The sequence below is a fragment of the Catellatospora vulcania genome (genome assembly GCF_009720385.1).
Lineage (GTDB): Bacteria > Actinomycetota > Actinomycetes > Mycobacteriales > Micromonosporaceae > Catellatospora > Catellatospora vulcania.
The window spans coordinates 95,651-117,013 of sequence record NZ_WARX01000001.1 but is presented as its reverse complement, the minus strand read 5'-3'; the positions used below and the strand labels follow the sequence as shown (position 1 = coordinate 117,013).

General features: G+C 70.6%; 21 protein-coding genes. 7 read left to right on the top strand and 14 right to left on the bottom strand.

Annotated features, from left to right (window positions below):
• The 6 genes from atpA to F6W97_RS19715 all read right to left on the bottom strand — a co-directional run bounded on the left by atpA (position 1) and on the right by F6W97_RS19715 (position 4,596).
• A complete protein-coding gene (gene atpA, locus F6W97_RS19740) occupies positions 1-1,632 on the bottom strand; it encodes a F0F1 ATP synthase subunit alpha (RefSeq protein WP_155371931.1) in 1,632 nt (543 codons plus the stop codon).
• A gap of 128 nt (positions 1,633-1,760) precedes the next feature.
• A complete protein-coding gene (locus tag F6W97_RS19735) occupies positions 1,761-2,582 on the bottom strand; it encodes a F0F1 ATP synthase subunit delta (RefSeq protein WP_155371929.1) in 822 nt (273 codons plus the stop codon).
• The gene (locus F6W97_RS19730; RefSeq protein WP_155371927.1) at positions 2,582-3,133 is read right to left on the bottom strand and encodes a F0F1 ATP synthase subunit B; all 552 of its coding nucleotides are present in this window, start codon (positions 3,131-3,133) and stop codon (positions 2,582-2,584) included. The genes F6W97_RS19735 and F6W97_RS19730 overlap by 1 nt, the downstream gene beginning before the upstream one ends.
• A gap of 73 nt (positions 3,134-3,206) precedes the next feature.
• Positions 3,207-3,413 carry an ATP synthase F0 subunit C gene (gene atpE, locus F6W97_RS19725; RefSeq protein WP_155371925.1) on the bottom strand — a complete coding sequence of 69 codons (207 nt, stop codon included), beginning with the start codon at positions 3,411-3,413 and terminating at the stop codon, positions 3,207-3,209.
• Positions 3,414-3,551: 138 nt separating this feature from the next.
• Complete coding sequence (atpB, locus tag F6W97_RS19720) at positions 3,552-4,352, bottom strand: F0F1 ATP synthase subunit A (RefSeq protein ID WP_407924590.1); 801 nt, start codon at positions 4,350-4,352, stop codon at positions 3,552-3,554.
• Between the two features lie 28 nt (positions 4,353-4,380).
• Positions 4,381-4,596 carry a hypothetical protein gene (locus F6W97_RS19715; protein ID WP_155371924.1) on the bottom strand — a complete coding sequence of 72 codons (216 nt, stop codon included), beginning with the start codon at positions 4,594-4,596 and terminating at the stop codon, positions 4,381-4,383.
• Positions 4,597-4,778: 182 nt separating this feature from the next.
• On the opposite strand from F6W97_RS19715, the gene F6W97_RS19710 reads away from it, so the two are divergent.
• Positions 4,779-5,237 (top strand): hypothetical protein, encoded by a 459-nt coding sequence (locus tag F6W97_RS19710; RefSeq protein ID WP_155371922.1) that lies wholly within the window; start codon positions 4,779-4,781, stop codon positions 5,235-5,237.
• A 74-nt stretch (positions 5,238-5,311) separates the two neighbouring features.
• Here the strand turns inward: F6W97_RS19710 and F6W97_RS19705 are convergent, their stop codons facing one another.
• From F6W97_RS19705 to prmC, 4 genes are all read right to left on the bottom strand, one after another.
• A complete protein-coding gene (locus F6W97_RS19705; protein WP_155371920.1) occupies positions 5,312-5,713 on the bottom strand; it encodes a hypothetical protein in 402 nt (133 codons plus the stop codon).
• A gap of 93 nt (positions 5,714-5,806) precedes the next feature.
• Entirely contained in the window at positions 5,807-6,412 is a 606-nt protein-coding gene (locus F6W97_RS19700; RefSeq protein WP_155371918.1) for an arsenate reductase/protein-tyrosine-phosphatase family protein, read from the bottom strand.
• The gene (locus F6W97_RS19695) at positions 6,412-7,080 is read right to left on the bottom strand and encodes an L-threonylcarbamoyladenylate synthase (RefSeq protein WP_155371916.1); all 669 of its coding nucleotides are present in this window, start codon (positions 7,078-7,080) and stop codon (positions 6,412-6,414) included. The genes F6W97_RS19700 and F6W97_RS19695 overlap by 1 nt, the downstream gene beginning before the upstream one ends.
• A gap of 289 nt (positions 7,081-7,369) precedes the next feature.
• Positions 7,370-8,260, bottom strand: coding sequence for a peptide chain release factor N(5)-glutamine methyltransferase (gene prmC, locus F6W97_RS19690; RefSeq protein WP_155371914.1), 891 nt, complete (start codon positions 8,258-8,260; stop codon positions 7,370-7,372).
• Between prmC and F6W97_RS19685 the strand changes: the two genes are divergently transcribed.
• The 3 genes from F6W97_RS19685 to F6W97_RS19675 are packed head-to-tail and all read left to right on the top strand — an operon-like array spanning position 8,254 to position 10,878.
• Entirely contained in the window at positions 8,254-9,306 is a 1,053-nt protein-coding gene (locus tag F6W97_RS19685) for an ABC transporter ATP-binding protein (RefSeq protein ID WP_196279239.1), read from the top strand. The genes prmC and F6W97_RS19685 overlap by 7 nt on opposite strands.
• Entirely contained in the window at positions 9,303-10,088 is a 786-nt protein-coding gene (locus F6W97_RS19680) for an ABC transporter permease (protein ID WP_155371912.1), read from the top strand. Before F6W97_RS19685 ends, F6W97_RS19680 begins: the two co-directional genes overlap by 4 nt.
• Position 10,089: 1 nt before the next feature.
• Positions 10,090-10,878, top strand: a complete 789-nt coding sequence (locus F6W97_RS19675) for an ABC transporter permease (protein WP_155371910.1) — start codon at positions 10,090-10,092, stop codon at positions 10,876-10,878.
• Positions 10,879-10,975: 97 nt separating this feature from the next.
• Here F6W97_RS19675 and prfA read toward each other — a convergent pair whose 3' ends face one another.
• Entirely contained in the window at positions 10,976-12,064 is a 1,089-nt protein-coding gene (gene prfA / locus F6W97_RS19670) for a peptide chain release factor 1 (protein ID WP_155371908.1), read from the bottom strand.
• A gap of 84 nt (positions 12,065-12,148) precedes the next feature.
• Complete coding sequence (gene rpmE, locus F6W97_RS19665) at positions 12,149-12,373, bottom strand: 50S ribosomal protein L31 (RefSeq protein WP_120318328.1); 225 nt, start codon at positions 12,371-12,373, stop codon at positions 12,149-12,151.
• Between the two features lie 184 nt (positions 12,374-12,557).
• Between rpmE and F6W97_RS19660 the strand changes: the two genes are divergently transcribed.
• From F6W97_RS19660 to F6W97_RS19650, 3 genes are all read left to right on the top strand, one after another.
• Complete coding sequence (locus F6W97_RS19660) at positions 12,558-13,649, top strand: RNA ligase (RefSeq protein WP_155371907.1); 1,092 nt, start codon at positions 12,558-12,560, stop codon at positions 13,647-13,649.
• A 21-nt stretch (positions 13,650-13,670) separates the two neighbouring features.
• On the top strand, positions 13,671-14,552 hold the full coding sequence (locus F6W97_RS19655; RefSeq protein ID WP_155371905.1) for a phosphatase domain-containing protein: 882 nt from the start codon (positions 13,671-13,673) through the stop codon (positions 14,550-14,552).
• Between the two features lie 119 nt (positions 14,553-14,671).
• Positions 14,672-15,259 (top strand): Uma2 family endonuclease, encoded by a 588-nt coding sequence (locus F6W97_RS19650; RefSeq protein ID WP_155371902.1) that lies wholly within the window; start codon positions 14,672-14,674, stop codon positions 15,257-15,259.
• A gap of 144 nt (positions 15,260-15,403) precedes the next feature.
• Here the strand turns inward: F6W97_RS19650 and F6W97_RS19645 are convergent, their stop codons facing one another.
• Together F6W97_RS19645 and rho are read right to left on the bottom strand one after the other, a co-directional pair.
• The gene (locus F6W97_RS19645; RefSeq protein ID WP_230686822.1) at positions 15,404-18,805 is read right to left on the bottom strand and encodes a phosphodiester glycosidase family protein; all 3,402 of its coding nucleotides are present in this window, start codon (positions 18,803-18,805) and stop codon (positions 15,404-15,406) included.
• A gap of 332 nt (positions 18,806-19,137) precedes the next feature.
• A complete protein-coding gene (gene rho / locus F6W97_RS19640) occupies positions 19,138-21,063 on the bottom strand; it encodes a transcription termination factor Rho (RefSeq protein ID WP_155371900.1) in 1,926 nt (641 codons plus the stop codon).
• Positions 21,064-21,363 lie beyond the last annotated feature (300 nt).

The window sequence follows — 21,363 nt, the reverse complement described above, 5'->3', positions numbered from 1 at the left end:
CTACTTCTTCTCAGCCACGATGCGGGTGACGGTCTCGGTCTTCTCGTCGCCCTCGAGCGCGTCGGCGTCGACGTCCACGATCGCCTGGTCCTCGACGGGCAGGAAGCCCTTCTTGAACTCGGTGATCAGGGTGTCGAGCTTGGCTGCGACGTCGTCGTCCCAGGTGCCGGACGCGATCGTCTTCAGCACGTCGCTGTGCGAGCTGCGCAGGTGCTGCAGGAACTCGGCCTCGAAGCGGCGCACGTCGGAGATCGGGATGTCGTCGAGCTTGCCCTCGGTGCCGGACCAGATCGAGACGGCCTGCTCCTCCATCGGGTACGGCGAGAAGTTCTGCTGCTTGAGCAGCTCGACCAGCCGGCCGCCCTTCTCCAGCTGGGCCAGCGAGGTCTTGTCCAGGTCCGAGGCGAAAGCCGCGAACGACTCCAGCTCGCGGTACTGGGCCAGGTCCAGACGCAGGCGGCCGGAGACCTTGCGCATCGGCTTGGTCTGCGCCGAGCCACCGACCCGGGAGACCGACGTGCCGACGTTGATGGCCGGACGCACACCCGAGTTGAACAGGGACTCCTCGAGGAAGATCTGCCCGTCGGTGATGGAGATGACGTTGGTCGGGATGAACGCCGAGATGTCGCCGGCCTTCGTCTCGATGATCGGCAGACCGGTCATCGAGCCCGCGCCCAGCTCGTCCGACAGCTTCGCGCAGCGCTCCAGCAGACGCGAGTGCAGGTAGAAGACGTCACCCGGGTAGGCCTCACGGCCCGGCGGGCGGCGCAGCAGCAGCGACACGGCACGGTAGGCCTCGGCCTGCTTGCTCAGGTCGTCGAAGACGATCAGAACGTGCTTGCCGGCGTACATCCAGTGCTGGCCGATGGCCGAGCCGGCGTACGGCGACAGGTACTTGAAGCCGGCCGGGTCCGAGGCCGGCGACGCGACGATGGTGGTGTACTCCATCGCGCCCGCCGCCTCGAGCGTGCCCTTGACCGACGCGATGGTGGAGGCCTTCTGACCGATGGCCACGTAGATGCAGCGCACCTGCTTGACCGGGTCGCCGGACTTCCAGTTGTCACGCTGGTTGATGATCGCGTCCAGCGCGACCGAGGTCTTGCCGGTCTTGCGGTCACCGATGATCAGCTGACGCTGGCCACGGCCGATCGGGGTCATCGCGTCGATGGCCTTGATGCCGGTCGCCAGGGGCTCGTGCACCGACTTGCGGACCATCACGTTCGGGGCCTGCAGCTCCAGCTCACGGAAGCCCTCGTTGGCGATCTCGCCCAGGCCGTCGATCGGCGCACCCAGCGGGTTCACCACGCGGCCCAGGAACTTGTCGCCCACCGGCACGGAGAGAACCCGGCCGGTGCGCTTGACCGGCTGGCCCTCCTCGATGCCCTCGAAGGCACCCAGAACGACGACACCGATCTCGCGGACGTCGAGGTTCAGCGCGACACCCAGGGTGCCGTCCGCGAACTCCAGCAGCTCGTTGGCCATGGTCGAGGGGAGACCCTCCACCTTGGCGATGCCGTCACCGGCCTCGGTGACGACGCCGACCTCCTCGCGGGAGATCTCGGGCGCGTACGAGGAGACGAAACGCTCAAGCGCTCCACGGATCTCCTCGGACGAGATGGTCAGCTCGGCCATCCTCAGCTTCCTAACGGGTGTCGTGACTGTCAAAAGTCAGGTTCGGTTGCGGTTCTCACGGAGTGCGGTTCGTCCCGGCGCGCCACCGCTCAAGCGGCGCATCCAGGCGTCAGCCGGCCCTCCGGCGCTCACTTTCCGGCGAGCGCGTTGCGGACTGCGGCCAGCCGCCGTGCGATGGTGCCGTCGTAGAGGTCGCTGCCGACCTGCACGCGCAGCCCACCCAGCACCGCGGGGTCGACGGTTACCTTCACCGAGACCTGACGGCCGTAGATGGCGGACAGGGACGAGGCCAGCCGGGCCTCCTCCGCCTCGGTCAGCGACTCCGCGACCGTGACGTAGGCGACCTGCGCCTCGCGGCGCTCCGCGGCCAGCTCCACCAGGCGGGTGATGCCGTTGCCGAACGAGCGGCCGCCGAAGCCCCGCACCGCCAGCTCCGCCAGCGTCACCGTCACCGGCTTCGCCTTGCCCTGCAGCAGGCCCCGGACCAGCTCGGCCCGGCGCGCCACCGGCACGACGAACTCGCCGATCGTGGCGGCCAGCTGCGGGTCGCCGTCGACGATCTGCCCGAAGCGGAACAGCTCGTCCTCGACCTCGTTCAGGTCGCCGGACTGCTCGGCCGAGGCCAGCAGGGCGTCGACACCGAGCCGCTCAGCGGCCTCCAGCAGCTCCGACGCGGCCGACCAGCGGCCCGACGCGAGCACCTTGACGAGGTCGATGGCACCCTGGCCGACCTTGCCCTGCAGCAGGCTCGCGGCAAGCTCGCCGCGCTGCTCGCCCGGACGGGAGGGGTCGGACAGCGCGCGGCGCAGCCGCGGCTCGCGGCCCAGCAGGTCCGCGAAGGACAGCAGCTCCTGCGCCGTCACCGCCGTGGCGGCGGCACCGGCGCCTCCTGCGGAGGCCTCCAGCGCCGCCCGCGCAGCGGCGTACGACTCTCGGCTTGCCGCCTGCATCAGCGGGCTCCGGCGCTCTCGAGGTCCGCGAGCGCGCGCTCGACGGTGCCACGACGACGGGCCTCGTCCTCCAGCGACTCGCCAACGATCTTGCCGGCCAGGCTGACCGCCAGCGCGCCCATCTCGCCGCGCAGCTCACGGACGATGCTCGCCCGCTCGCCGGCCAGCTGCTCGCGACCGGCCGCGATGATGCGGTCGGACTCCTCGCGAGCCTTGCCCAGCACGTCGGCACGGATGCCCTCGGCGTCGGCACGGGCCTCGTCACGGATGCGCGCGGCCTCCGTGCGAGCCTCGGCCAGCTGCGCCTTGTACTGCGACAGCAGGGCGGCGGCCTCGGCCTGAGCCTTCTCCGCCTTGACGAGTCCACCCTCGATGGCCTCGACGCGCTGCTGGAACATGCTCTCCATACGCGGGAACACGAACTTGGTCAGCACGAACAGCAGGACGCCGAAAGCGATGAGGCCGACGATCACCTCGGCCAGCGGCACGCCGAGCACGTTGTATTCCGCGTGCTCCGCGGGCGCGCCAGGCGCCTCTTGTGCGATGTACATAGGTCACTCCCCTTCGGCGGTGACCGGTCGTCGTGGACCGGTCACCGGATCGTCTCGGCGCTCGGGACCCGGCTTAGCTGAGGGCGAACGCGAGCACGAGGCCCAGCAGGGCGAGCGCCTCGACAACGGCGAAGCCCATGAACATGTAGGTGCGGGTCAGGCCGGCGCTCTCGGGCTGACGGGCGGTCGCCTGGATGTAGGCGGCGAAGACCAGACCCACGCCGATACCCGGGCCCAGCGCGGCGATGCCGTAGCCGATGACGTTAAGGCTGCCGGTCATGTTGGTTTCCTCCTGAGTAGGACGCGTGCCAGTCACGCGCACGTTTTTTGGTTACAGGTATGAACGATCTTCAGTTGTGGATCGAAAAGCCAGGGTGTGTCGCGCCGGAGGGGCGCGAGTGTCTCGGTGCGCCGGAACTCAGTGCTCGTCGGCGATCGAGCTCTGGAAGTACGTCGCCGAGAGCAGGGTGAACACGTACGCCTGCAGGCTCAGGATGAACAGCTCGAACAGCGTCATCACGATGGCGAACGCCCAGCTGCCGAACGCGGCGGGCTTGAGCAGCAGCGGGCCCGCGTTCCACAGCGCCACGCCACCGAGGGTGAACACCAGCAGGATCATGTGGCCGGCGAACATGTTCGCGAAGAGACGGACGGCCAGCGTGATCGGGCGCAGGATCAGGTTCGAGAGGAACTCGATCGGAACCAGGATCGGGTGCACCCACCACGGCACGCCCGGCTGCACCGTGGAGTGCTTGAGGTAGCCCAGCACGCCGTGCTTCTTGATGCCCAGGCCGATGTAGACGAACCAGGTGAGCACGGCGAGCACGACCGGGAAGGCCAGGTGCGAGTTCGGCGAGATCTGCGCGAACGGCACGATGCTCCACAGGTTCGTCACGAAGACGAAGCAGAAGATCGTCGCCAGGTACGGCGCGAAGCGCACGCCCTGCGGGCCGATGATGTCGGTGGCGATGTTGTTGCGCACCACGCCGTAGACGGACTCGGCGAGCCACTGCTTCTTGGTCGGCACCAGCGTGGGGTTGCGGTACGTCACCAGGAAGAAGATGATCACGATGGCGACCGCCATCCAGACCAGGAGGCTCAGCTTCGTGAACGCCCCGCCCCACATGCTGTCTTCGAGCGACGGGATCAGGGACTTGTAGTCGAAGACATCCACGCCAGGAGGAAACTCCGAGGCAAGGAAACCCGGCTGCGTAATCAACCTGTCATCCTCCGTCGATCGGGCACGGTCACCCGTCCAGTCTTTTCACGGTCAGATAGACCCCGGCGGCCGCGCCGCCGATCAAACCGATCAACAGCCCGACGTTGGGGAGTCCCAGCCACTTATCGATGAGCCACCCGACCCCTCCCCAGACCATCATTCCGCCGAGGAGATACCCGATGGCCGCCCAACCCGCATCGGCGCCCTCTGCGTGAGGGCGCTTCGGAGGCTGGTCATCGGCCATGACGGGGCGAACAATATCAGCCACCCCCTGCAGCGGCCGACGCACCCCCCGTACGCGAGCGATGTTCATCACCAGGTCGGCGCTGCGTCATCTTCCATCACAATGAGATCGATGTTGATTTAACCGCGTCGAACCGCTGAGATGGAGAGAACCCTTCCGTTCTCCCCCACGGCGGTGCGGCGATGCGCAAGCTCACGATACCCGTAGTTTTCGTACTGCTCACAGCGTTGAGCAGCGGTTGTGAGCCGCGGGGCAACGACGACAAGGAATCGACCAAGCCAGTGCACTGCACGGTCATCGTCGATGGTCCGAAGGCCGACGAGGACCGGGACAACTTCGCCGGGAGCGTCCGCTACCGCTGCGCCACGCCGGGCGCCGAGAAGCTCGTCTTGAAGATCAAACTTGAGCGCCGCGACGGTGACGTATGGCGCAGTGTGGCCTCCCGCACACACACCCTCAAAGGCAAGGCCACCTACGCCGCCGAGCTCAAGTATCAGACCAAGGACCTGACCATCAGCTGCCGCTCCGGCACCTTCCGCACCGTGGTCGACTGGTCCCGCACCTCCCGCAAGGACACCGAGGGCGACAACCTCATCTCCGGCGCCGTCAAAGACCCCTGCCGCCCACCCATCTTCGGCTAGCGGGGACTTGCCGCGTTGATCATGAACTTATGGCACGGCTCGACGGTGTGTCTCGGCCACAAGTTCATGATCAGCTACTTCTCGGGCTCGTCGATGTAGGGGATCTTGGCGTGCCAGAGCCACCAGCCGTGGCCGATGGTCCACGCGATCGCGGCGATGCCGATGCCGATGGCCATCGGCTTGAGCCCGGCCCAGCCCGACTTGGCGATCACGGCGAGCACCAGGAACAGCACGGTGAACTTGACGCCGTACATCAGCAAACCGACCGACAGCACCATCTTCGGGTTGATCGAGTCCGCCCAGGCGATCACGAAGCTGGACAGCAGGTAGCTGGCCGCGACCAGGGCCACGCCCGCCAGCACGCCGACCGCGGCCTGCGAGCCGACGGTGAGGTACGCCACCAGCGGCGCCACCACGGCCACCGCCGCGGTCACACCGAGCATGAACGGCAGGAACTTCAGCCGCTTACCGAGCATTCACGCCTCAAGGTCATCAGGATGTTGTGCCAACGACACGCCGACCAACCGTGCCACAGGTTCATGATCAACCAGGTGGGGGCGTGGGGTCGGTCACGGGAGGGGTGGGAGGAGGACCGCGGTGAGGGGCAGGACGGTGGACTGGATCTCGTCGCCGACGCGGGCGAAGACCTGGTCACCGCGGCCCCACGGGTCGTCGAGGTCGTCCTTGGCCTGGGCCGGCTCGCCGTTGCGGGCGGCGGCGACGGCGGCGACCAGGGCCACCCCGCGTTCGTAGACCGCGTCGGGGGTGCGGTCGGCGACGGCCGGCAGGGTCGACGGGTCGACGGAGGGCAGCAGGCGGCCGAACTCGCCGAGCACGAAGGTGCGGTCGGCGGCGTCGGGGCGCAGCGCGACCACGTAGTCGTACTGGTCGGCGGTCGCGGTGAGGATCAGATCGGCGGCTTCGATGTGCTCGGCGCGCAGCTTGCGGGCGCTGAAGTCGTCGGGCGAGCCGCCGCGCGAGCGCACCTGGCGGGCCGCGGGCGGGTTCATCTCCTCGCCCTCGTGCCAGCCGCCGGTGCCGGCGGAGTGCGACAGCACCAGGTCGGCGCCCACCGGTCCGGCCTGCTCGGTGACCGCCAGCGCCAGCAAGCGCTCGGCCATCGGCGAGCGGCAGATGTTGCCCATGCACACGTGCAGGACCGTGAACGGCGCCATCACGACTCCTCGGGGCCTTGGATGTCGGTGGCGACCTCACGCAGCTGGTCGAGGCTGATCGCGCCGGCGCGCAGCACCCGCGGGCGGTCGCCGGTGACGTCCACGATGGTCGACGGGACCGGGCTGGGGCACTCCCCCGCCTCCAGGTACACGCTGACCTTGTAGCTGAGCTGGTCGCGGGCCTGCTCGGCGGTGAGCGCCGCGGCCTGGCCGGTGAGGTTCGCCGAGGAGACGGCCATCGGGCCGGTCTTGCGCAGCACCTCCAGCGCGACGGGGTGCAGCGGCATGCGTACGGCCACCGTGCCGCCGGTCTCGCCGAGGTCCCACTGCAGGCTCGGCGCCTGCTCGACGACGATGGTCAGCGCTCCCGGCCAGAAGGCCTCGACCAGGTCGCGGGCCACCGACGGCAGCCGCATCACGAGTCCGTCCAGCGTGTGCCGGGAGCCGACCAGCACCGGCGGCGGCATGTGCCGGCCCCGCCCCTTGGCGCTGAGCAGGTTGGTCACCGCCCAGGGCTTGAAGGCGTCGGCGCCGATGCCGTACACCGTGTCGGTCGGCAGGACCACAAGGTCGCCACTGGATACGGCGTCGATCGCGGCCTGGATCCCGCGGTCACGTTCGATGACGTTGCGGCAGTCGTAGAGCCTCACGGTGAGCCAGTCTGTCATGCGCTGTTCGCATCCGGCACACACGGCTCCCACCCACCGGACAGCAGGTCCGCCGGATCCCGGCAGTGCCCGCCGCGGCGGCTCAAGATCGCCCGACTTGCCTGGCACATGGGCGCATGCCACCTCAAGATACGCACAGGTGCCGGGCAAGTTGAGCGATCTTGACGCGCCGCGGCGGGCGATCAGCCCCGGCCGCCTCCGCCGCGGACCGTCGCGTGGCACGAGCAGGGGGCGGAGAGGTTAAGAAGGTGCCCTTCCTCTACCCATGGCGATGTGAAGGCGCCCTTCCTTACTTCTGGGCGGTGGTGAAGCGGGGGCGGCCGGCGAGGTCGGGGTGGGTGGTCACGTCGCGCCAGCCGGCGAGCAGGGCGGCCATGGCGGGGGTATGGGTGTCGTCGTGTTCGATGCCGAGGCGGCCGCCGTCGCCGAGGACCTCGGCCGCGCGGGCGATGATCACGGGGATGAGGTCGAGGCCGTGCTCGCCGGAGAAGACCGCCTCGGCGGGGTCGTGGCCGACCTCGGGCGGCACCGGCGCCGAGAGGGGCACGTAGGGCGGGTTGCACAGGACCAGGTCGACAGGGGCGGGCAGCGGCACGTCGCGGACGTCGCCCGGGATCACCTCGACCTGCGTCCCGGCGGTGTTGCGGCGCAGCCAGGGCAGGGCGTCGTCGCTGCGTTCGACGGCGTACACGGTCGCGTCGGGACGCGCGTCGGCCAGCGCGACGGCCAGCGCGCCGGATCCGCTGCACAGGTCCAGCACCACCGGCTCGGCGACGCCGTGCAGGGACTCGATCCCCCACCGGGCCAGCAGCTCGGTCTCGGGGCGCGGGATGAAGACGCCGGGCCCGACCAGCAGCTCGCGGTCGAGGAACGGGGCGGTGCCGGTCAGGTGCTGCAGCGGCACCCGCGACGCGCGGCGGGTCACCAGCTCGTCGAGCGCCTCGGCCTGCGGTTCGGTGACCGAGTCGATCAGCAGGAGCCGGCCGCGGGCCACCCCCAGCACGTACGCGGCCAGCAGCTCCGCCTCCACCCGGGGCGAGTCCAGCCCGGCCGCGGCGAGCCGGGACGCGGCGGAGCGGAGCTGGGCGGAGAGGGCGGGCACCCGATCACGGTAACGGCCGGGGCGCGAGAATCCGGTTGACCCCCCGGCGAGCGCGCTGAGAGGGTCGCGGCATGTCATTGGTGGAGGCCCAGGGGCTGACGAAGATCTTCCGTCGGCCCGAGAAGGATCCGGGTCTTCGCGGCTCGCTGAAACACTTGGTGCAACGGCGCTTCAAGGAGTTCCGGGCGGTGGACGGCATCGACCTGTCCATCGAGGCCGGCGAGTCCGTGGCGTACGTCGGGCCCAACGGCGCGGGCAAGTCGACCACGATCAAGCTGCTCACCGGCATCCTGGTGCCGACGTCGGGCACGGTGCGGGTGGCCGGGGCCGAGCCGCACACCGATCGCATGGTCAACGCCCGCAACATCGGCGTGCTGTTCGGCCAGCGCACCCAGCTGTGGTGGGACCTGCCGGTACGCGAGTCGCTGGCCCTGCTGCGCGACATGTACGACCTGAGCCCCGCCTTCTACAAGCAGCGCCTGGAGCGCCTCGACGACGTGCTCGGCCTGGCCGACCTGCTGCCGGTGGTGGCCCGCAAGCTGTCGCTGGGCCAGCGTATGCGCGCCGACCTGGCCGCCGCGCTGCTGCACCAGCCGAAGATCGTCTACTTGGACGAGCCGACCATCGGGCTCGACATCTCGGTCAAGGACCGGGTCCGGCAGTTCCTGCGCGAGCTGCGCCAGGACGGCACGACGCTGATGCTGACCACGCACGACCTGGGCGACATCGAGGACGTGTGCGAGCGGATCGTCATCATCGACGAGGGCCGCAAGATCTTCGACGGTCCGCTGGCGCAGATGAAGGACCGCTTCGCGCGGGTACGCCGGATGCGCCTGCAACTGGCCGAGCCGACGCCGGTGGAGAAGCTCGCCGAGCGGCTGCCCGACGTGGAGGTCGTCGCGGGCGACGCCCCGACCGAGGTCACCGTCACCTTCGACCGGTTCACCCACACCGCCGGGCAGATCATCGCCGGGGTGCTCGACGTCGTCGAGGTCGGTGAGCTGCACCTGGACGAGCCGGCGATCGAGGACGTGGTGCGCAAGGTCTACGCCGGGGAGCTGCTGCGGATACCGGAGCCCGGTCCGGCTCGCGACGCCGCCGAGCGCAGCGGGGAGAGGGCATGAGGCCCTATTGGGGGCTGCTGCGGATGTCGACGCGCCGCATCCTCACCTACCGGCTCAACTCGCTGATCCTGTGGATCGGCGGCGCGACCTTCCTGGCCGGCTCGCTCGCGGTGTGGCACGCGCTGCTGTCGCAGGGCGAGATCGGCGGCTACGACTGGGACCAGATGAAGGCGTATCTGCTGATCGGCTGGGCGACGGGCGCGATCGGCTCGGCGTACGGCGACTGGTGGATGGCGGGGCGCATCCTCGAGGGCCACGTGGCCACCGACCTGACCAAGCCGCTGGACTACCAGTGGGCCCGGTTCAGCGAGCACATGGGCGGGCTGGCCACGGAGTTCATCGCGATCACGATCGCCGCGACGGCGATCGTGACCTTCACCGGCGGCCTCGTCGTGCCCGGCCCGGCGCAGGCGCTGCTGTTCGCCGCGAGCTTCCTGCTGGTGGCTCCGCTGAAGTTCGCGATCGCGTACATCACCACGATGGCCTGCTTCTGGACGCAGAACTTCATGGGCGTCTCGTGGGCCAAGGACGCCATCGTCACCCTGTTCTCCGGCGCGCTGATCCCGCTGGCGCTGCTGCCGGCGTGGCTGGCCGGCCCTGCGGCGGTGCTGCCGTTCGCCAGCATCACCGCCACCCCCGCCGCGCTCTACCTGGGCCAGGCCACCGGCTGGGAGGCGCTGCGGCTGCTGGCCGTGCAGGCCGCCTGGGTGCTGGTGCTGTGGTGGGGCGCCCGGCTCGTCTTCCGGCGCGCGCTGCGCGCCCTCACCGTTCACGGAGGCTGATGTGCGTCGCACGCTGCGGATCTACCGGCGCAGCCTAGGCGCGCACCTGCGCGCGGTGCTGGAGTACGAGGCCGACTTCTGGATCCTCGTCGTCGCCGGGCTGCTGTTCCAGGTGCTCAATCTGATCTTCCTGAGCGCCGTCTTCAGCCACGTGCCCGCCCTGAACGGCTGGTCGTTCCCGGAGGCGGTGCTGCTCGCCGGGACGTACGGCTTCGTCAACGGCCTCGGGCCGCTCTTCTTCGAGGGCACCTGGCGGCTCGCCGGGAAGATCAACCACGGTGAGCTGGACTACCCGCTGATCCGGCCCGCCCCGGTGCTGGTCCAGGTGGTCAGCGCGGGCATCGGCATGCACGGCGTCGGCGACCTCATCGGCGGCGGCGCGATGATCGGCTATGGCCTGGCCAACTCCGACATCGCCTGGAGCCCCGCCCGGATCGGCGGCGCGCTGCTCCTGCTGGCCGCCAGCGCCACCATCCTGCTGTCGCTGATCGTGCTCGGCAACGCGGCGTCGTTCTGGGTCGGCGGCAACCACCCCGTCTTCGCGATGACCCTCATCCGCACCGGCGACATGGCCAAGTACCCGCTCAGCATCTACGGCGTCGCGGTGCGCGCGACCTTCACCGTCCTGGTCCCGTACGCCTTCATCAGCTTCTTCCCCGCCTCCTGGCTGCTGGGCAAGGAATCCGCCTGGATCGGCCTGCTGACGCCCCTGGTCGCCGTCTACTGCGTCTACCTGGCCCGCCTCATCTTCCGCCAGGGCCTACGCCGCTACGACTCCGCGGGCCACTGACCCCAAGATCGCGATGATCTTGCGCGAACGGTTGGGGATACGGGTCTTTTGCCCGTGTCATACCCACAGTTCACGCAAGATCGTCGCGATCTCGGGGTCAGGCGCGGGAGAGTTCGGTTTCGCCGGCCAGGCGGGCGGCGCGGTCGGCGGTGGTGAGGGCTTCGAGGACGCCGTCCATGTCGCCGCCGATGGCCAGGTCGAGGTTGTACGCCGTGTAGCCGATGCGGTGATCGGTCAGGCGGTTCTGGGGGTAGTTGTAGGTGCGGATGCGCTCGGAGCGGTCGACCGTGCGGATCTGGGCCTTGCGGGCGTCCGCGGCGGCGGCGAGGGCCTGTTCCTCGGCGAGCTGCGCGAGCTTGGACCGCAGCATGCGCATCGCCTTGTCCTTGTTCTGGAGTTGGGAACGCTCGTTCTGGCAGGTCACGACGGTGCCGGTGGGGATGTGGGTGATGCGCACGGCCGAGTCGGTGGTGTTGACGGACTGGCCGCCGGCGCCCTGCGAGCGGTAGACGTCGATGCGCAGGTCACCGGTGTCGATCTCGACCTCGGTGTCCTCGGCTTCGGGCATGACCAGGACGCCCGCGGCGGAGGTGTGGATGCGGCCCTGGGACTCGGTGGCGGGGACGCGCTGCACGCGGTGCACGCCGCCCTCCCACTTCAGGCGGGACCAGACGCCGTTGCCGCCGTCGGGGACGCCGCGGGTCTTGATGGCGACGGAGACGTCCTTGACGCCGCCGAGGTCGGAGTCCTGGGAGTCGAGGACCTCGGTGATCCAGCCGCGGCGCTCGGCGTAGCGCAGGTACATGCGCAGCAGGTCGCCCGCGAACAGCGCGGACTCCTCGCCGCCCTCGCCGGACTTGATCTCCAGGATCACGTCCTTGGCGTCGTTGGGGTCGCGCGGGGCGAGCAGCTCGGCGAGCTTCTCCTCCAGCTCCGGCAGGCGCTGCTCCATGCTCGCCGCCTCGGCCGCGAAGTCGGGGTCGATCGAGGCCAGCTCGCGCGCGGCCTCCAGATCGGCCCGGGCTGCGTCCAGCTCGTGCGCCGTCTTGTGGATCGGGGTGAGTTCGGCGAAGCGCCGCCCCACCTTGCGCGCCGCGGCCTGGTCAGCGTGGATCGATGGATCCGCCAGCCGCGCCTCCAGCTCCGCGTACTCGGCCAGCAGCGCGGTGAGCCGTTCGTTACTCATGTCCGAATCCTCACTCGACAGCGGTACGACCTGCAACAGCACAACGCCCGCTCCGTACACACGGAGCGGGCGTCGTCACGACAGCTACTTGGCGTCCTTCTTGGCGACCTTGGCGTACTTGGCCTGGAACTTGGCCACCCGGCCCGCCGTGTCCATGACGCGCTGCTTGCCCGTGTAGAACGGGTGGCAGGCGCTGCAGGTCTCAGCGTGGATCGAACCGCCCTTGGCGGTGCTGCGGGTGGTGAAGGTGCTGCCACAGGAGCAGGTGACGGTGGTCTCGTTGTACTGCGGGTGAATACCGGACTTCATAGTCACGGTCCTTTCGTTTTCATGGGCGCTGGGTCGCTGTCAACACCGCCGGACGCACGTCCGGACGGCTCGGGCGTGAACCAGTCCCGGTGGCCGACTGACCAGTATGCCATCCACCTCGTTCGCGATCTGCAGCGGCTAACTCGGCTGCGTTTCGCGAGGAAGTCTCGTAGCGTCACCGGCCATGTCCCCCACCACAACAACGACCCTCGCCGCTATCTTCCCGCCCGGAGCCCTGGCCCACGCCATGGCCGAGGGGCTCGTCCGCGCGCAGACCCACCCGGAGCTGCCGCTCACGATCTACAACTACACGGAGAAGTGCACGTACGCGAACCTCTGGGACGAGGTGACACTCGCGTGCCGTGGATTGATCAGTGATGCGGAGGGGACCGTGCTGGCGCGGCCCCTGGTCAAGTTCTTCAACCACGGGCAGCCGGGCGCGGCCGTGATCGCCCTGGACGAGCCGGTGGTGGTGACCGACAAGGCCGACGGCTCGCTGGGCATCGTCTACCCCACCCCGGACGGCCCGGCGGTGGCCACCCGCGGCTCGTTCGCCTCGGATCAGGCCCGCCACGCGACGGCGCTGCTGCGCGGGCGCTACCCGCACTGGGCGCCCCCGGCGGGGCTGACCGTGCTCGCGGAGATCATCTACCCGGGCAACCGGATCGTGGTCGACTACGGCGGCATGAACGACCTGATGCTGCTGGGCGCGGTGGAGATCGCGACCGGCCGGTCGTTCCCGCCGAGCGCGGTCGCCGACTGGCCCGGCCCGGTGGTGGAGACGTTCGCGTACCCGACGTTCGGGCAGGCGCTGGCCGCACCGGCCCGGCCGGGCCGCGAAGGCCTGGTCGTGCACGCGCTCGCCACGGACGCCCGCGTGAAGATCAAGTACGAGGAGTACGTGCACCTGCACCGCATCGTCACCGGCCTGAGCGCCCGCGGCGTATGGGCGGCGCTGGGCGAGGGCGCGACGGTCGCCGAGATCGCCGAGCCGCTGCCCGACGAGTTCCACGGCTGGGTCACCGAGCTGGCCACCCGCCTCACCACCGGCCTGGCCGACCTGGAGAAGCAGGTGGCACAGGCGCACGACGAGATCATGGAGGGCCTGCCCGAGGGCTGGGCGCGCAAGGACTACGCCATGATCGCGGGGCGGCATCCGCTGCGCGGCTACCTGTTCGCGCACCTGGACGGCAAGCCGTACCGGCGGCAGTTGTGGGAGGCGCTCAAGCCCGACGGCGACGAGCGACCGCACGGCCGTACCTTCGACGATGAATGACCACGACGGGAGCCAGACGCGATGCCCACCCTCACCATCACCCGCGGCCTGCCCGGCTCGGGCAAGACCACCTGGGCCAAGGACCAGCCCGGCGTCCGGGTCAACCGCGACGACCTGCGGCGCATGCTGCACGGCGGCAACCTCGGTGAGGGCTGGGCGGAGCGGCAGGTCACCGTGGCGCAGCGGGCGCAGGTCGAGGCGCTGCTGAAGGCGGGCGCGGACGTGATCTGCGACGACACCAACCTGCGCGCCCGGGTCGTACGCGAGCTGGCCGACCTCGCCGTCGACTGCGGCGCGCGGGTCGTACTTCGCGACTTCACCGACGTGCCGCTGGCCGTCTGCCTGGAGCGCGACGCGGCCCGGCCCGAGGCCGAGCGGGTCGGCGCCGAGGTCATCGAGCGCTTTCACGAGCGTTACCTCGCCGGCCACCGCGAGCCGCTCGTGCTGCCGTCGCCCGGTCCGCGCCTGGTCTACGAGCCGAACCCGGAGCTGCCCCGGGCGGTGCTGGTGGACCTCGACGGCACGGTGGCGCTGATGGGCGACCGCAGCCCGTACGACCACACCCGCGTCCACCTCGACCTGCCGCACCAGCCGGTGATCGACGCGGTCCGCGCCCTGCACGCCGCGGGCCACGCGATCGTCTACTGCTCCGGCCGCGTCGACGCCTGCCGCGAGTCCACCGCCGCCTGGCTGGACCAGCACGTCGGCGTCCCGTACGCGGCGCTGCACATGCGCGTCACCGGTGACCAGCGCAAGGACTCCGTGGTCAAGCGCGAGATCTTCGAGCACGACATCCGCCACGCCTGGTACGTCGTGGCCGTCCTCGACGACCGCAACCAGGTCGTGCGCATGTGGCGCGACCTGGGCCTCACCGTCTTCCAGGTCGCCGAGGGCAACTTCTGACCCACCTCGCCATCCGGACAAATCTCCCCGCCCGAAGGAAGGGCACCTTGCCATCGCTATTGGTAGAGGAAGGTGCCCTTCTTAACATTGATGGACAGATGTCGGTGTGAGAGGACGAGATGACCAGGCCGTTGCCGAAGGTCGCCCAGGACGGGGCGCACATCACGCTGCCCAGCGCGGTGACGGTCACCCCTGACGAGTACGACGCCCTGCCCCCGGATCCCCGGATCGAGCTCGTGGACGGAGTGCTGCACGTCATGACTCCCCCGACAGCCCGGCATCAGATCGTCATGATGAGGCTCGTGACCAGCCTGCTCCGCCGGTGCCCGGAGCACCTGACCGCGCTGCACGAGCAGGAGATCCGCCTCGCCGACGACCACCGGCGCAACCCCGACGTGCTGGTCGTACGCCGGGACGCGGTGAACCTCGACTGGTTCAGCTTCCCGCCCAAGGTCGTGCTGCTGGCCGTCGAGATCGTCAGCCCCGGCACGCAGACCGCCGACCGCAAGCACAAACACGCCGAGTACGCCGACGCGGGCATCCCCTGCTACTGGCGCATCGAGCCGCTGCCCGAACTCGTGGTGCACACCTACCAGCTGGACGAGACCGACGTGTACGAGTCCACCGGCGTGTTCCACCCCGGCGACGTCATCTCCGTCCCCCGCCTCGACTGGGCCGCCATCCCCGTCACCGACCTCATCCCCTGACCAGCCCGGCCTCCCTCCTGGCGCAACTCTTCAAGACTCGCGGCCTCCGGGGGCTTATGTGGCCGCGAGTGTTGGAGAGGTGCCGCTCAGACCGGCCGGCCTGGCGGGCCGGTGGCCGGGTGGGAGGGGCAGGATCGGGTCGGGTCAGGACACGGTGACCGTCGCTGTCGTGGTGACGGCGTTGACGGTCACCGTCAAGGTTGCCGTGCCCTGACGCAGGGCGGTGAGTTGTCCGGTCGCCGGGTCGTACGCGGCGACCGCGTCACGCGGAGCCGTCCGGGCCGGGCCGATGTGGACCGTGCCCGCCCAGTCCGCGGACACCGGGTAGGCCACCGGGACGGCCCGGTCGCCCTGGGTGACCACCGCCGACACCGGCCCGGTCGCGCCGACGGCGAGCGTCGCGGGCGCGGTCAGGTCCAGCGCGTCCACGTGCGGGCGGATCTCGGCGTGGAACCAGCCGTTCACCCCGGCCTGCGGGAACAGCCGCGGCACCAGCCACTCCAGCGGGCTGACCGGGTCGACGCCGACCATGGTCCAGCCGGTGAAGCCGCCCTCGGCGGGCGAGGTGGACGGGGCCTTGCCCGAGTTCCCGTTGATCAGGTACGGCACCCCGTCGACCTCACTGGCCGCGAACGTGCCGACGTGGCTGTTCACCATGGCCGCGCCCTTGCCCGAGGCCCACTGGAAGTCGGCCAGCCAGCGTTCCACGGTGGCGACCTCCTTCGCCTCGGCAAGCTCGCTGGCCTGCACCGGGGTGGGGTCGCGGGGCGGGTGGTGGAAGAACACCGCGACCGAGCCGATCGCCGGGTCGTCCGCCGCCTCGTCGAGCGCCTGGCGCAGCATCAGCACCTGGTCGAACCCGCCGCCGCGCAGCGTGCCCTTCGAGGAGTCGAGCATGACGAACCGGGTGCCCTTGTGGTCGACGACGCGGTGGGTGTCGCCGAACACGGCCCGCCAGTTGTCCAGGTTGCCCGGTCCCATGATCTCGTGGTTGCCGGGCACGTAGTAGTACGGCAGCGTGCCGCCGAGTTCCTCGTCGAGGATCTGCTTGGCCAGCGCGATGTCGGCCGGGGCCGCCTCGTCGACGAAGTCGCCGTTGACGATGAGGAAGTCCGGCGCGGCGGCCTTGATCTCGCGTAGCGTGCGCCGGGCGTTGCGGACCAGGTCGCTGTCGGGGTTGCGGGCCACGAACTGGGCGTCGGACATCACCGCGAAGCGCCACTTCTCGTCGGCCGCGGCGCCGTCGCGGATCACGAAGTCCCGCTGGTACGCCGGGTCGGCCGGCACGTCGATGGTGGCCGGGAGCTTGACCGCGAGGTCGTCGATGACGATCGCGTTCGTGTAGGAGGCCTCCGGTTTGATCTCCGCCGGGTAGAACCAGCGGAACTTCAGCGGGTACTGCAGTCCGGCCGGCACCGGGAACTCGATCTTCTGCCAGCCGGTGGCGGTGAGGTACGGCCCGCTGAACGCGGGGACGAGCGCGCCGGTGGCGTCGTACACCTGCAGCCGCGCCCACTCGCCGCGCCCGGCCTCCGGGTTGACCCACATGCTGACCGCGAGCGGCTGTCCGGGCAGTTCGATGAGCGCCGGCGGGGTCGCGTACGAGGTGCGGGTGCCGGTGGACTGGGTGAAGTCGTACGACATGCGCAGGCCCAGCCCGTCGTGGCCCGGCACGGCGGAGACCGCGCAGGTCGCACGGGCGGTGGTGCACTTCCAGGCGGCGGCGTCGTCGAAGTTCGCGACGACCACCTCGCGCGAGCCCACGGTGACGCCGACCCGGGTCGTCTTGCCGTCGACCGTCAATTCGACCACGGTGCCGCCGTCGGCCCTACCGGTGACCCGGAAGCCGCCCGCGCCGTCCGGGGCCACGTCCACGATCGACGTGTCGTAGCTCAGCTCGACCTCGCCGGCCTCGATCGGTGCGCTCAGCGCGTCGCGGTCGAAGCCCAGCACGCCGAAGCCGCCGGTGCTGCCCGCCCCGGCCAGCGACAGCCGCCCGGTGGTCGGGCTGATCCGCTCCAGCCTGTTCAGCACCGTCATGACGAGCTGCCCGGACGCCGCCCCGCGGTACGCGGTGACGGTCGCCTCGCCCGGCAGCAGCCCACGGAAGGACCCGTCGGTGACGCGGCCGGACAGGGCCGGGAACACCCTCCAGGACGCGGCGCCCGCGGCGGGGCCGAAGCTCTCGTCGTACCCGGCCGCGGTCAGCCGCCGGGAGTGCCCGGGGAACACCCGGTCCGGCCGTCCCCCGCGTACGTCGTTGAGGGTGGGGGCGGTCATCGGGGCCGTCGCGGTCTCCACCCAGAAGCCGTGCAGCCGCCCGCTGCCGACCGGTGACAGCACCGCCAGGCCGTTGGGCGTGGGCCGCTCGCTGCCGTCGGACGGCGCGTTCTCGATCTGCGGGACTGCGGTGCCGGGCTCGCGGGCGAGCATCGTCGACGATCCGCCGCCGTCGAGGTTGAGCGCGTCGTGCGCGCCCAGGCGCTGCATCATCACGGCCAGGTCGCGCAGGGTCAGCCCGTGGCTGTCGGCCTGCCGCCCGTCCACGGTGAGCAGGTACATCTTCGTGCCGGTGGCGTCGAAGCCGACCGCGGTGCGCGGGTTGTCCGCGTCGACCGCGGCCTCGCCGGTGACCTGGCCGTCGCGCAGCAGCCACGCGTTGCCGCCGATGGCGGTGGTCAGCTCCGCCCCGTCCGAGCTGCGCGGGGAGTAGGCGACCGTGACCCGGGTGCCCGGGGTCAGCGCGGCCAGCGCGTCCGCGCCCGCCTCGCGGCCCAGCAGCACCTGGGTGCCCTGGGCGATGGGGCCGCTGCCGGGCGTCGCCGAGACCGACTCGACCACGCCGTCACGCAGCACGACCTCGGCGGTCCGGCTCGCGCCGGTCACCGGCCGGGCGCGGCTGACGTCGCCCCACAGGCCGGTGAAGACGCCGACCGCGTTCACGGCCAGGACGTGGGTGTTGAAGCCGGTGAGCGCGATCGGCGCGCCGCCGTCGGGCGTGGCGGTGCCGTCGAAGTACACCTCGACCAGGCGGCCCACGTCACCCGCGGTGAAGCCGACGGCCTTGTGGTGCCCGGCGACCGGGGCCTGGATCAGCGCGCCGCCCTGGATGCCGACGCCCTGCGCCGCGCCGGAGTTGTTGATGTCGAAGAAGTCGCCGTTGACCGCGCCGACGACGCGCTTGTCGTCGCGGGCGGCCAGCTGCTGCGACAGCGGCCGGGTGGCGGCCACCGCGCCCGGGAACACGTAGTCGACGGTGGCGCTGCCGGACAGGTCCACGGAGAGCGCGTCGGCGCGCAGGAAGCCGCGGGCGTCGTACCGGTCGAACGAGGTCAGCGTGACCCCGGGGGCCACGGGACGGGTGCTGGTCGGGGTGTCCACGTAGTCGGGACCGACCACGACGGCACCGCCCTGGGCGGGCCCGGCCGGGGCGGGCAGGGCTGCGGGCGCGGCCGCGGCGGCAGGCTGCGACAGAGCCGCGCCTGCGGTGACGGAGAGCGCGGTGAGGGCAACGAGCAGGGGGTGTATCCGCCTTCGCGAAGGCACGGTTCCTCCCGGGGGTGTGGGGTGCTGCCGCCAGTGCAGTCCCCTCCGGGGAGGCGCGCGCGGCAGTGCGGATGCCTGAAGGAAAACTTCAGACAAACAATAGAACCCGAAAGGTAATTGCACATCCCCCGATGCCGGACCGTTCTCCGGCCCGCATCCGCCATGATCGCCGGACCTGCCAGGCACCTGTGCGTATCTTGATCCGGCATTCGCCCACCTGCCTGGCAAGTCGGGCGATCTCGGCCGCGATACCGGCCGGCGCGGTCCGGACACGACGAAGCGCCGGGAGCCGTGAGGCTGCCCGGCGCTTGCGCCGTGTTTACGGTGCGGTGTTACTCGTTCGGCGTCGACTTCGCGATCTGCATCAGGAACTCGATGTTGGTCCGGGTCTGCTTGAGCTTGTCGAGCAGCAGATCCAGGGCCGCCTGCGAGTCCAGCGAGTGCAGGACCTTGCGGAGCTTGTGCACGATGACCAGCTCCTCCGGCGCCAGCAGGATCTCCTCCTTGCGGGTGCCGGACGGGTCGATGTCGATGGCCGGGAAGATGCGCTTGTCGGCGATCTTCCGGTCGAGCTTGAGCTCGGCGTTACCCGTGCCCTTGAACTCCTCGAAGATGACCGTGTCCATCATGGAGCCCGTCTCCACCAGCGCCGTGGCGAGGATGGTGAGCGAACCGCCGTTCTCGATGTTGCGGGCGGCGCCGAGGAAGCGCTTGGGCGGGTACAGCGCGGTCGAGTCGATACCACCGGACAGGATGCGGCCGGAGGCCGGCGCGGCCAGGTTGTAGGCCCGGCCCAGACGCGTGATCGAGTCCAGCAGCACCACCACGTCGTGACCCAGCTCGACCAGGCGCTTGGCCCGCTCGATCGCCAGCTCGGCGACGGTGGTGTGGTCCTGCGGCGGCCGGTCGAACGTCGAGGCGATGACCTCGCCCTTGACCGAGCGCTGCATGTCGGTGACCTCTTCAGGCCGCTCGTCCACCAGCACCACCATCAGGTGGCACTCCGGGTTGTTCGTCGTGATCGCGTTCGCCAGCGCCTGCAGGACCATGGTCTTGCCGGCCTTGGGCGGGGACACGATCAGCGCACGCTGGCCCTTGCCGATCGGCATGACCAGGTCGATGACCCGGGTGGTGAGGATGTGCGGCTCGGTCTCCAGGCGCAGGCGGTCCTGCGGGTACAGCGGAGTGAGCTTGTAGAACTCGCCACGGCGGCGGGCCTCGTCGGGCTCCATGCCGTTGACGGTGTCCAGGCGCACCAGCGGGTTGTACTTGTCCCGCCGCTGCTCGCCGTCGCGCGGGCTGGCCTTGACGGCGCCGGTGATGGCGTCGCCGCGGCGCAGGCCGTACTTCTTGACCTGCGACATCGACACGTAGACGTCGTTGGGGCCGGAGAGGTAGCCGGTCGTGCGCACGAAGGCGTAGTTGTCCAGCACGTCCACGATGCCGGCGACCGGCACGAGCACGTCGTCCTCGCCCACATGCGGCTCACCGCCACCGCCGCCGCCGGCAGCGCCGACGGTCTCGCCGCGCTCGCGGCCCCGGCGGCGGTCGCGGAACCGGCTGCGCCGGCCACGACGGCCGTCACCGTCCTCGTCACCGTCGAAGCCACCCCGGTCGGGACCCCGGTCGCCGCCACGGTCCGGACCGCGGTCGTTGCCGCGGTCGGCGGCACGCTCCCCGCGCTCCGGCCGGTCGCCGCGCTCGGCACGCTCCCCGCGCTCGGGCCGGTCACCACGCTCAGCACGGTCACCACGCTCGGCGGTGCGCTCCCCGCGCTCGGGCCGGTCGGCGCCGCGCTCGGGCCGGTCACCCCGGTCGCCTCGCTCGGCGCGCTCACGGCGGGACTCGCGACGGTTCTCGCGGCCCTCGGCCGGCGCCTCCGCCTCACCACGGGGCTCCGGAGCGCGGCGGCTACGGCGCTCGCCACGCGGTTCGGTGCCCTCAGCTGCTGTCGGCGCGGGCTCGCCCGCCGCCTCGCGGACCTCGGCCCGCACCTCCTCGCGAGCCGGAGCAGCGGCCGCGGCGACGTCAGCACGGGGGCGCGGTGCGCCGCCGCCCTGGCTGGCCGTGATCGCGGCGATCAGCTCGCCCTTGCGCATGCGTGCGGTGCCCGTGATACCCAACCCCGCTGCCATGGTCTGCAACTCGGGCAGCAGCTTCGCGGAGAGACCGCTGCCGGCGGAGCGGCGGCGCCGGCCGGTGGAGGCGTCGTCAGCGACGTGGGAGACATCCGACGTCATGTCGGTGGTGTCGCTCAATGGATTCCTTCCCTCGATTGGCCGGGGCAGCCCGGGTCTTCTAACGACAGTTGGCGGCCGGGCGGCCTCGGAAACCCGTGGTGCTCATCCAGAGCGCTACGGGAGTTTTTGCGCAGTCACGACAGCGTTCCGCCACCGTCCACATACGACGGCGTGGACACGCCTGGAGCGTGCGATCAGTCTGCGGCAGGCATAGGACTGGGGGTGGACGGCCGTTTGGCGAACGTATCCGTCTGAACCGAGCTCCGGTTGCGCCGCCCCGCAAGATCGGGCGCTTCGCGGCTGTGCTGCCCTAGAGCG